This window comes from Niastella sp. (genome assembly GCF_045805085.1).
Taxonomy (GTDB): domain Bacteria; phylum Bacteroidota; class Bacteroidia; order Chitinophagales; family Chitinophagaceae; genus Niastella.
Genome location: NZ_JBJMLX010000179.1, coordinates 1 through 11764, shown reverse-complemented (window position 1 = coordinate 11764; position 11764 = coordinate 1). Strand labels below are relative to the sequence as shown.

At 42.7% G+C, this 11764-nt stretch carries 11 protein-coding genes and 1 pseudogene; 6 read left to right on the top strand and 6 right to left on the bottom strand.

Going from position 1 to position 11764, the window contains the following annotated elements:
• The 4 genes from ACJ751_RS09090 to ACJ751_RS09075 form a co-directional block, all read left to right on the top strand.
• Positions 1-459: hypothetical protein (locus tag ACJ751_RS09090; RefSeq protein WP_407745171.1), on the top strand; the 459-nt coding region annotated here is incomplete at its 5' end.
• A 47-nt stretch (positions 460-506) separates the two neighbouring features.
• Positions 507-1088: a hypothetical protein gene (locus ACJ751_RS09085; protein ID WP_407745170.1), complete on the top strand. Its 582-nt coding sequence runs from the start codon at positions 507-509 to the stop codon at positions 1086-1088.
• A gap of 22 nt (positions 1089-1110) precedes the next feature.
• The gene (locus ACJ751_RS09080; RefSeq protein WP_407745169.1) at positions 1111-5223 is read left to right on the top strand and encodes an RHS repeat-associated core domain-containing protein; all 4113 of its coding nucleotides are present in this window, start codon (positions 1111-1113) and stop codon (positions 5221-5223) included.
• An 11-nt stretch (positions 5224-5234) separates the two neighbouring features.
• Positions 5235-6050, top strand: a complete 816-nt coding sequence (locus tag ACJ751_RS09075; protein WP_407745168.1) for a hypothetical protein — start codon at positions 5235-5237, stop codon at positions 6048-6050.
• An 89-nt stretch (positions 6051-6139) separates the two neighbouring features.
• Here the strand turns inward: ACJ751_RS09075 and ACJ751_RS09070 are convergent, their stop codons facing one another.
• From ACJ751_RS09070 to ACJ751_RS09060, 3 genes are all read right to left on the bottom strand, one after another.
• A complete protein-coding gene (locus ACJ751_RS09070) occupies positions 6140-6601 on the bottom strand; it encodes a DoxX family protein (RefSeq protein ID WP_407745167.1) in 462 nt (153 codons plus the stop codon).
• 150 nt (positions 6602-6751) lie between these two features.
• Entirely contained in the window at positions 6752-7237 is a 486-nt protein-coding gene (locus ACJ751_RS09065; protein ID WP_407745166.1) for a hypothetical protein, read from the bottom strand.
• Positions 7238-7486: 249 nt separating this feature from the next.
• Positions 7487-7789, bottom strand: a complete 303-nt coding sequence (locus ACJ751_RS09060; protein WP_407745165.1) for a DUF1330 domain-containing protein — start codon at positions 7787-7789, stop codon at positions 7487-7489.
• A 422-nt stretch (positions 7790-8211) separates the two neighbouring features.
• Here ACJ751_RS09060 and ACJ751_RS09055 point away from each other — a divergent pair, with 422 nt between their 5' ends.
• Together ACJ751_RS09055 and ACJ751_RS09050 are read left to right on the top strand one after the other, a co-directional pair.
• Positions 8212-8589, top strand: a complete 378-nt coding sequence (locus ACJ751_RS09055; protein ID WP_407745164.1) for a hypothetical protein — start codon at positions 8212-8214, stop codon at positions 8587-8589.
• Between the two features lie 436 nt (positions 8590-9025).
• Complete coding sequence (locus tag ACJ751_RS09050; RefSeq protein ID WP_407745163.1) at positions 9026-9487, top strand: hypothetical protein; 462 nt, start codon at positions 9026-9028, stop codon at positions 9485-9487.
• A gap of 52 nt (positions 9488-9539) precedes the next feature.
• Here ACJ751_RS09050 and panB read toward each other — a convergent pair whose 3' ends face one another.
• The 3 genes and pseudogenes from panB to ACJ751_RS09035 form a co-directional block, all read right to left on the bottom strand.
• Complete coding sequence (panB, locus tag ACJ751_RS09045; protein WP_407745162.1) at positions 9540-10361, bottom strand: 3-methyl-2-oxobutanoate hydroxymethyltransferase; 822 nt, start codon at positions 10359-10361, stop codon at positions 9540-9542.
• 261 nt (positions 10362-10622) lie between these two features.
• A complete protein-coding gene (locus ACJ751_RS09040; RefSeq protein ID WP_407745161.1) occupies positions 10623-11528 on the bottom strand; it encodes an exopolyphosphatase in 906 nt (301 codons plus the stop codon).
• A gap of 8 nt (positions 11529-11536) precedes the next feature.
• Positions 11537-11764, bottom strand: a pseudogene (locus tag ACJ751_RS09035) (polyphosphate kinase 1); the annotation flags it as partial.

The following is an 11764-nucleotide window of genomic DNA, read 5'->3' as shown; positions in this document are numbered from 1 at the left end:
GAATCCATAAAACCCTTGCTGCTGCAATATTATACCTATAAAGGGGCCGATTGCCAGATCCAGAAAGAAAGAAAAGAAGCGCTGGAATGGTTTATGAAAGCCGGCGATGAAGCGGTTGCTTTTGGGTTTGCCTCGCAAGCTGTATCTGCCTATTACAAAGCCTGGATATTCGCCGATTACAAAGGCTGGAAGGAAGAAAAACTACAGGCCGGTAAACAGGCACTACTGCTCACCAACCAGTTGACCGATGAGGAAATTCAAGCCTCGGAATACCCATTTATGGCGTACGACTATGTGCAACAGAAACAGCAGGAGGAAGACAGCCTTGCTGAAATAGTGACCCATAAAATGCTCGCCGCCTATGGGCCCGACTGGCAACAAACCATTGAAGAACTAAAACAGAATTACACCAGGAAAAAGATCAGACAGGCAAACGCAGGCGAAATAATGGTTTCATAGCAACCACCAGGAGCAAACCAATAAACATTATCCTTAAAATCATCAGTATGGAAAATATGAGTTCTGTTAAATCGAGAATTGAAATGATCGATGAAGAGATAACACTCAAGTACGTCGATGAATTGCGGGCGAAAGAAAACCGCATCGATTTTACCCAGGACGGCTGGGTAGAAGAAATGCGTGCTATTGAATCGGAATACCGCAAAAAGATAGAACCGGAACTGGCTTTTATTCGCCGGACGATAGGCGAAGTATTGGCCGCCAATTCATTTAAAGACCTGCAGGCAATAGACGCCATACTGAATGACACGCAACGATTAAAAAATTACATAACACCAACGTTCGACGAACTGGAAGAAAATATCCAAAGCGGCAGCCATGAATATTTAGTGCTGAGCCTGATATTGTTTGAAGCCAGGAACCTGGAAGCTGACGCCCGTGATGAAATGGTTTACTTCGGCGACCTGATACGGTTCTGCGAATCAAAAAGCGTAGATGTAAAACCCATATTACGGCAATTGCTCCCTTTCGCTTCCAATGAAATAAAATACGGAACAAATTCCGTACGCTCATTATTTCAGCATGCAATAGAACATGCTGCCTCCATTCCTGAAAACAGCAATCAGTAAATAGAAACAAGAAACTTTTTCTATGTACGTAGCCAACACGCACCTGAAGCCGGTGATCGGTATCGATATTCACTTTGTGAATTTGCCATTCCCATTCATTCCACTTCCACATCCATATATCGGGTTGGTCATCGACCCGTTTGACTATCTCCCGTTTATTGGAGCCACCGTAAAAGTAAATCATGTGCCCCGTGGTAATACCGATACCATGGGCATGATCATTACCTTTGTACACATCCCGTTTGGTGCGGGCTTTACGTTGTTTCCCATGATCGGGCACGATAGTCAGAATTTCTTTGGAAGTAAAACCGTGTCGGTAGATGGGGCGCCCATGAGTGGTGCGGGCTACATGCTCATGACCTGTAACGACATCGGCATTCCCTTGTCGCTACGTCCCGGGAAAAAATTCATTCCCATTCCATCCTTATACCTGCCAACCTCATTTTGTATTCCATTACAATGGGGCAAACCCGTTATGGTGGGCGGTCCGCTGGTGCCCAATTTCAGCCTGATGGCCTTATTAAAAGCATTTGCTTTTGGTTCCTTCCTGAAGATATTTGGCAAACTGGGCGGCAAGCTGTTAAAAGCACTCAATAATAAATTACTGAAGAGATCGCCTGCCACCAAAAAGCTCAGCGCCATGCTGTGTAAAATGGGGTTTGAACCGGTTGACCTTATCACCGGCAGGGTAAATGTTGAACATACCGATTTTGAATTACCCGGGCCTATTCCGTTATCATGGGTACGCAACTGGGACAGCGATTCTGCCGTTCAGGGTCAGCTTGGACATGGCGTGCACCATTGCTATGATCGTTGTGTACAAATATGGCCCGAAGAAGGTGGCCTGTCAGTAACCATGGCCGATGGCCGGTTAGCTGTGTTTCCTTTATTGTATTACGGGGAAGGCTTTTATCATCCCCAGGAAAAAGTATTACTCCGCCGAAAACAGAATGGACATTTTTTATTAGAAGACTACAATGAATCGCTGTATTATCATTTCAATCACCAACAACAGCCAAACACCTGGCAGTTATCGTTTATTGAAAACTACAGCGGCAATCGAATACAGTTGCATTACACCGGCGGATACATCTCAGCCATAACAGATTCCGCCGGCAGGCAACTGCTTTTCACGTTAAACAAACAACATCGTATCACCGCCATTGAAGTACACCACCGTTCTATACAACAAACGCTGGTAAACTATCAATATAACGAGGAGGGGGATCTGATCGCCATCACCGACGCATTGAACCAGGCGGTCACTATCGAATACCAGGATCACCTGATGGTAAAAAAGACCGACCGCAACGGCCAAAGCTTTTACTGGGAATACGATGCCAAACAACGGTGCGTACATACCTGGGGCGATGGGGGCGTGCTGGAAGGATTTATTGAATACCATAAAGGATATAACCTGGTCACCAATTCCCTTGGGGAAACCTCCACTTATTATTTCGATGAAAATAATTTATGTGTGCAGGAAACCGATCATTATGGCAACCATAAATACATTTATTATACAGAAGACTTTGACATATATCGCGAAATAGATGAAGCCGGCAATATAACCGGTTATGCCTATGATGAAAAAAGCAGGTTGAAAGAACAAACGCTCCCTGATGGCAGCACCCTGCAATTTCTTTACAACGATTTTGACCAACCGGCATTGATCGTTCAACCCGATGGCAGCAGCCAGAGCTTTGGTTACGACGACATGCGCCGCCTGTCGTTCATCAACCATCCCAATGGCAGAACGATCACTTTACAATATAATTCCGAAGGTCAGGTAGAGACAATCATTGAAAATGGCAACCTGAAAACGGCTCTGCGCTATGATGAGGATGAAAACCTGACCCGGGTACAGTTGCCAGACGGTACCTATGCGGAATGGAAATACGATGCACTCGGCCGTTGCATTCAATCCATCAATCCCGATGGTCAGATCCGGTATCTTACCTATGATGAGTTGAACCGGGTTCAAACTATTCATTTGCCCGATGGCAATACCATCAGGCTGCAGTACAATGCGTATGAAGATATAGTGCACGCCCGGGATAAACATACCAGCGTACAGTATGAATACACGCCGATCGGCAACGTAAAAAAGCGCAGACAGGAAAATGTGGAGATGCAATTTTTATACGATACCGAAGAACGGTTGCGCACGGTAATAAACGAATCGGGCCGGCATTACAGCCTGGATTATAATAACCGGGGAGAAATTACCAGCGAAACCGGGTTCGATGGCATTCAGTCGCAGTATGAGCGGGATGCAACCGGCCTCATCACCAAAGCCATCCGGCCAGGCGACCGTTCTACAAAATATGAATACGATGCCAATGGCAATATAACCCGGCTGGAATACCATGACGGCAGTTGGGAATTATTCAGCTATGATAAAAACGGCAACCTGCAGGAAGCCATGAATGAGCACAGCACCGTCAGGTTTAACCGCAACAAGCTGGGATTAATCGTAGCAGAAGAACAGGATAGCTATAAAGTAGAAAGCACCTATGATAAATGGGGCAACCGTACACGGCTTACCAGCAGCCTGGGCGCTGATATGCTTTTAAAGCGTAATGAAACCGGACAGGTAACCCAGATGCAAGCTGATACCTGGCAGGCACAAATGAAATATAACCAGGCCGGTACTGAAATAGAAAGGCTGTTACCGGGTGACTTATGTAGTGAATGGAAATACGATCAGGGTGGAAGACCGGCCGAACATAAACTAAGCAGGAGAGGCGTAGTGCAAAGATGGAAAAAATATACCTGGGGCGCTGATAATCGCCTGACCGATATTTTTGACACCCTGTCGCTGCGCAACACTCATTTCAAACACGATACATTTGGCAACCTGGTATTTGCCCAATATGCCAGTAATAACATCATGCACAGAACGGCTGATGCAACCGGTAATATTTATGAGACAACCGACAAAAGTGATCGCCGGTATAACAGTGCCGGCGCTCCGCTGGAAAGCGATAAATATTTGTACAAATACGACGAAGAAGGCTACCTGGTGAGCAAAACTGATAAACTCACCCAAAAGAAAACCCGGTATACCTGGTACGCCAAAGGATTGCTGAAAAATGTACAACGCCCCGATGGAAAAACAGTGGAGTATACCTATGATGCGTTAGGCCGGCGTTTGTCAAAAAGTTTTGATGGCACCATAACACGGTGGGTTTGGCATGCCAATACACCCCTGCACGAGTGGAGTTACAGGGATACTGAAAAATCCCGTGCGGTAGTAAATGAATGGGGCGAAATGATCCTGGATAAAGAAGAACCCAATCCGCAAAATAAACTGGCAGGCGTAAAAGGTATTACCTGGGTTTTTGAAGATGATAGTTTTGTTCCCTGCGCAAAAATAGAAGACGGCAATACCTACAGCATCATAGCAGATTACCTTGGCACACCCGTAGCAGCGTATGATGCTACAGGAAAAAGAGTGTGGGAATGCGCACTCGATATGTATGGCCGGGCCTCGGTGATCACCGGAAGCAAAAATTTTATACCTTTCCGGTATCAGGGACAGTACGAGGATGAAGAAACGGGTTTGTATTATAACCGGTTCAGGTATTACAATCCGCACGAGGGGCTTTACATCAGCAAGGACCCGCTGTCGGTGTTGGGTGGTTTTAATGTATATTCGTATGCATATGACCCTAATTCCTGGATAGATGCATTTGGTCTTATCAATAATACCCCAATTGGTGATGCGGCCGAAGATCATTTCAGGAATGTGCTTACCAAAAATGGCTGGAAGGTATTCCCCGACATAAAAAATGGTAGCCAGAACGGGTTGGATATTGTGGCGCAACACCCAACGAGCAATGCGGTATATGTATTTGAAGTGAAAGCGAATTCATCGCAGTTATCACGATTACAAAAAGACCCTGAGAAGTATATCGCCGACCGGTTAACGGAAGCAAGCAGGTTTGGAACCATCTGCGGTAAACAAACAGCACCGGGGGTTGACAGAGCCGCCCGAAATATATTACGGGAAATTGACAAGAACGGCATGAAGAGATATGTGCTCAAATACAAAGTGACAAAGCGAGGCAACGTCTATGATGTTAAACTGAAGAAGAAAGGCGTCGGCGTTCAACATTGGGTTAAATGTTAATATAGATTTTTATGAAGCCAAATCAGATACTGAAAAAGAAGATCCAGTTTTTTTTAGATGCACCAACAGATATAGCAACGTATGAGCAGGAAAAATTAGAAGATATAGAAGCAGAAGATGACAGAAGCGCCGTCATTGACGAACTGGATTTTTCTATTGGCAAAACACTACTGGCGCCGGCCAATAATTTCGTACTGAATAACAGAACGGCAGAAGGGTGGACAAACTTTGAGCGGGCCATGACCTGGATCTATAACTACATTAAAAAAGCAAAGCCCACCAACTTTTCATTGACCGACGAACCATTTGCCGCGGTAATTGGCATGAGCTGGTTGTTTGATAAAAAAGATATGACCGATACCGCAGTTACCCTGTTAAGACGCAGATGGGACCTGAAAAAAGAACAGGCGCATGAGTATGTAGTGCATAAAGAACTGCTGGTTTCGTTGTATGAAATTTACTACAACAATAACCAAGGCGGGTTACCGGTTGATTTTCTACCGGCAGACCATATTTACCGCCGGCTCATCAACTCAATCAATACACCGAATGAACAATACACTGCCTTGCTGCAGGAAGCCTGCGATTATCATTTAATGCATACCACATTGGCTGCAGACAAAAACTTTATTGAGTTTGCCTATTTTGAGCTGATACCTTACGAGATCCTGTTAGTGCTGAAAACAAGAGAGAAATTAGGTTTTGAAGCGCTGGTGATCGACCACGAACTCATGAAAACACCGTTGGCGCAGTTCCAGGGAAATACAAGTACATACGACCCTGAAAGAGATGAGGTATTACAACTGGTATTACGGAAAGCAAAATAGATAAGTACAATAAAATGAAGTAAGAGGTAAGAAGTATGAAATTCGTGAGCTTCGTACTTCTTACTTCCTGCCTCGCTTACAGTAAACAGCTAATTACTTTGATGAAGATCTTTTTCATCTTTCTTCTTCTCGTCAAAATAACGATCAACCGACCAGGGACCATTACCAGCAATCAGGAAGTAAATAAGTCCGGCCAAACAAATTAAAGTAACCGTCAATTCCTGGAAAGGACGGAACATGGACTGGTTTAAAAAGATAATAGCGCCGATCAAAATAGGCAATTGCATAATACAGGCTGCACGGGTAAGTAACCCTACCGCCAGCATAAGCCCGCCTACCAGGTGCGCAAAAACAATATAGTGTCCCAATAAGCTTAAAGCAAAATAACTGTTAGGTAAGAAGGAGCCCATACGGCCGATCATGCCACTCATGTTCTCCAGAAATTCAATCCCTTTATAGCAGAGGAAAATACCGAGTACAAAGCGGAAGATGTCCGCCCATTTGGGATGGTGCCTGTCACCCCAAAACTCTAGTCGTTGAAGGAGGTTCATACGGCAAAATTTAGATTAATAAAAAAAGAGCCTGATTAAAGGTAGTACTATTTTATCACTCACTGTCTCAACGCCAGAAACACCTTAAAACGACAATCCCCCGACTGTACCGTCGGGGGACTCTATTCTTTAAAACTATTTATTCAATGTCTAAACGGAAACGGTGGCTCCTTTATGGGAGAATATCGAATCGAATATTTGCATGCCTGCCATTTTAAGCTTGCTGGGAAAAGAACTGTTGATGTTACCAGAGTAATCAACATACTTCACTACTACTTTCACCATGATGGTGGGTTCGTTCTTTACTTTTTCCAGACGGGTGGGGGAAGCAGCCAGCCAATTCTCCAATTCGGCAGCATCTTCACTAATAAATCCTTTGCCCTGAATTTTCAGGCGATACGCAATTCCCTTCTTGAAAAATTCCATGCGAACTGGAAATTCCTTGTCAAATGCTTCAATATCCTGGGCTGGTTTAGGGATAGCAAACCTGATCTCATCCCCATCATCGTTCAGCTCCATTTCAGTAACCAGGTGATTCGGCAATTTGAACAAAGAGTCATTTTCAGCAAAAAACAAAGCGCTGTTTAGTTCCAACAATTTCCTCTTTAACAACTTACCGGGTAAATTAGAATTCATAGTATCCGTTTTATATTATAGAATAGAAAACTCGGTATGGATCATACACTATAAGTGTATTGAGTAATTATGAAAAATACCCAATTGCCATACCATATTCCTGATGAATGATTTTTAACGAATTAGTAGTAGGCGCATCAAAAGTGCTGTCCCACAATTGGACAGGTTTTTCCAAATTTGACATTCCTTACACACGCACCGTTGGATTACCCGGTAATAAAAAAATGTAGATAGAATAAACTGGATTTATCAGACCTGTGAACCTTTAATGAGAACAACTGATTTTACAGATTGTTCTTTAAGATGTAGACAGCTTTTACGTGTTTCGTCCTGCTGATACTGCTCAAGACCCTGCTCATTTTCAAAAGCTACCAGGTGGATTTCAAATGGCGGTTCAATAGAATTATCTACAAATGTACTACTTGTTGGTCGAATACGTAAAAGAAGTTGCCCCTTATATTTCCACAAAAGTGGAAGAACTAAATTCTCAAACTCAAAGAATGTAGCTTCATGCCCTTCTTTTATATAAATCAGCTGTGTCAGGTAGATCATTGTTAGGGTTTTCTGCATTATACTGCCGAAAAGAAGGTTAAAACTGCGTAATTTCTACCAATCCTTCGGCAACAATTATGTTAAAACCCATCAAAATAACCTGTTAAAAAAATTATGCCAACCAATAAACATTACGGATAGGGGATAGTCTATGTAATACGAATCTGTTATGACTGCCAATCCTAAATATATTGTATCATCACGTACCAACATGGTGCTGCTTCCCAGTGTAGCGGATCTTTCATTAAGAGCATGTTACATATTTCTTACTTCCATTGTGTATTTTATTATACACTTGCAAACGAACACGGGCAGCATTGGTTTCATAACTATCAACGATAACGCAAGATGTCAGCTTAAAAGAACTTACATGATCCATGCGATATGTATGGTGTACTTTGTATTAAAATGAAAATTAAAATATGAAAAGGATCATCAAATTCACTGCTATGCTGGTATTGGTTATACTGGCAGCCAATGCCTCTGCACAATCAAGAATGACGGAAGAGCAAAGGGCTGAAGCCAAAGCTAAATTCCAGGAGTTAAAACAAAAATTGAATCTTTCTGAAGACCAATCAAAAAAGGTTGATGCCATTAACACCACCTGGTTTGAAGGGATTGCTGACTTAAAAAAGTCGACCGAGCCCAAAATGGCCAAACGTAATAAGCTCAAGTCATTAAATAATACCAGGAATAAACAAATGAAGGATGTGTTAACAAAAGAGCAGTTTAAGATATACAAAGAGAACCAAAAAGAAATGAAAGAAGAATTTAAACAACGAAGAGCCAATAGAGAATAAGCAATTGCCAATTGTCTAAAACAAGCGCCCAGACTGACAAACGTTTTTAAAACACTTAATCTTAAAAAGATTTAACATTAAGGAAATGCAAGTATAAACCGACTCACCTACATTTGCACTTTCATATGGCAAGCAATCGTTTGAGCCCCTTGTTTCTACAAAGGGCTTCTTTTTTTAGCACCCTGCCAGTCTACGCTAACCTACTTCTACTCGTAAAAACCCGCATACATTACATGTGCATTTAACGATCAACTGCATCGGTAAAAAAGTTTATAAATACGATTTGACATGTCACTTTTAGTTTTATTCTTTGCATTTCATATCCGTGAACAACCTGCCCGGCGATCTTCGCCCCCGATCTCAAGCAATCCCAGTCAAGTTCCAGTGTTCCTGTAAAAACCTTAAACACATTGTTAACTTGATTATACCCGTACCAATGAACACTTTTATGCAAACCTGTTTGCTATTGCTGACAGGTATGGCCATCAGCAGCACCTTACTTGCCAACGATGGACATAAAATACCAACCATTTTTACTTCCCCACATTTTATTGCTTCATTAAAAAGGATCGATTCTGTAATTGCGGTTACTAACACCGTTACCGCCAAGGTATGCGCCTGCCAGATACTGAACCTGCGCTCCAACAACCACGATGTAAAAAATGCCGTGGTATTTGTTGAGAAAACCAATAGCGAGGGAAATGCCGATCTTGCTAAAGCTAAAACCCGTCTGGAGAAAGAGAAGCGGATGCTGTTGTTGTTATTCTATAATAAAATAGAAGTTATTGCCAAAACCACCGCGGCAACAGATTGCAGTACCCTATACCGGAAATTGAAGAAAACGTGGGATAACTTACTTATGTATGAAGTGTTGAATGCGGATGTAATAGTGAAATAGGAGATGGTTGACAAGTTAACTAGTTAATAGGTTAACTTGTCAACCAGTTAACTCAATACTGCTCTTTATCGTTAGGAAAATCTTTAGCCTTCACATCGTTCACATAATGCTTTACAGCGCCAACGATCTGCTCATACAGGTTCAGGTATTGCCGTAAAAAGCGAGGCTTAAATTCGGTATTAATGCCCAGCAGATCGTGCATTACCAGCACCTGGCCATCGCAATGCATGCCGGCGCCAATACCAATGGTTGGTATTACCAGCGATTCAGATACCTCTTTGGCCAGTACAGCGGGGATCTTTTCCAGCACAACGCCAAAGCAGCCAGCATCCTCTAATAACTTCGCATCATTGCGCAGCTTATTGGCTTCGGCTTCTTCGCGTGCCCGTACCGTATAGGTACCAAACTTGTAAATTGATTGCGGAGTTAATCCTAAGTGACCCATTACCGGGATACCGGCCGCCACAATGCGTTTTACCGATTCCAGCACTTCTTCGCCACCTTCCAGTTTAACGGCGTGCGCGCCTGTTTCCTTCATAATGCGGATGGCGGATGCCAGCGCTTCTTTTGAATTGGCCTGATAAGTACCAAACGGCAGATCAACCACTACAAAACAACGGTTAATACCCCGGATAACCGAAGAAGCGTGATAGATCATTTGATCGAGCGTAATAGGCAACGTAGTTTCATGTCCAGCCATTACGTTGGAGGCACTGTCGCCAACCAGTATTACATCAATACCGGCTTCATCAAAGATCCGGGCAAAGGAAAAGTCGTAGGCTGTTATCATGGAGATCTTTTCTCCAACAGTCTTCATTTTTTGTAACGTATGGGTCGTTATCTTTTTAACTTCTTTGTTAACGTGTACCGACATACCTGGGAGTTTTATGCTGTGTAAGTAAGGCGGGAGGGAATATGGCTCTGCATTAGAATAAAACACATTCATAATGCTCCTCGCAGTTGTTAGCGGAGCTAAGTTAGTATAAAATGGAGTTTAAGAAATAAAAATTGGAAAAGATTAAAATAAAAGCTTGGGAATGATACAGTTGCAGATTTATAAGTTATTGAGTTCGTTGGTTCTTTAGTTTGTTAGTTTGATAATAACTATGAACTCAAAAACTAAAGAACTAACAAACTATGAACTTAAAACCAATTTACCCTTCTCTTTCAATTCATCATACAAATGTTGAATAAGTCCGTCTGCCAACCCTATTTTAGGCACATATATTTCTTCAATACCGGCCCAGCGCATCACATTCACGTAAATGAACAGGGCAGGTACGATCACATCGGCGCGGTCTTCGCGCAATTTGTAAATGCGCATTCTGTCGGCAACGGAAAAACTGCTGAACTCCTTGTAATAATCCTTCAACAGTTGCACAGGTAGGGATTTGCCTTCTTTTCGTTTGGAAAGGGAAAATATTTTATTGATATTACCGCCACTGCCAATGGCCACCAGATCATGATAGGGCTTGGTTTCGCGTTTCACAAAATCCTTCATTTCACTCCACAAAAAATCGTCAACCTGGTTTTTCAGCAGCCGGATGGTGCCAATATTAAATGAACGTTTGAAAATAAGCCGGCTATTGGCAAAAAACATCAGTTCAGTGCTGCCGCCGCCCACATCTATATATAAGTAGGTGTGGTTTTTATCGAGGTTCTCTGCAATGTGATTTTCATAAATGAGCGAGGCTTCTGCATCGCCGGTGATCACTTCAATAGGAATTCCTGTTTCTTTTTTAACGCGTTCCAGGATCTCTATGGCGTTGGAAGCATCGCGCATGGCAGAAGTAGCGGCTGCCTTGCAATATTCAACCCCGTATGCATCCATTAACAGTTTATAGGCCTTGATGGTGTTCAGGATCATATCTTCCTTTTCCTTTGAGATCGCTTTTTTCTCAAATACATCAAATCCCAACCGCAAAGGCACCCGTACCAGGTTCACCTTTTGAAATTGAGGTCTTCTGTTATTGGAAAGAATAACATCCGAGATCAGCAATCGTGCCGCATTACTACCGATATCTATGGCCGCCAGTTTCATGTGTCGTTTTATACCGCCGATTTTTCATCCACTGCTACTATTTCTGAAATCTCAGGATTGGATGAATCAGGTATTCCATTGCTTTTTTGATGTAAGTAATTATATATCTCCAACTGTGACCGTACTTTCTTGATCTTTCGATCCCGCGCATACCGGTTACTTAATTCGTTGTCCAAAATTCTGGCTTTTACATTATCACTAAGTTGTATTTCCAGGATATTTTTCAACACTTTCTT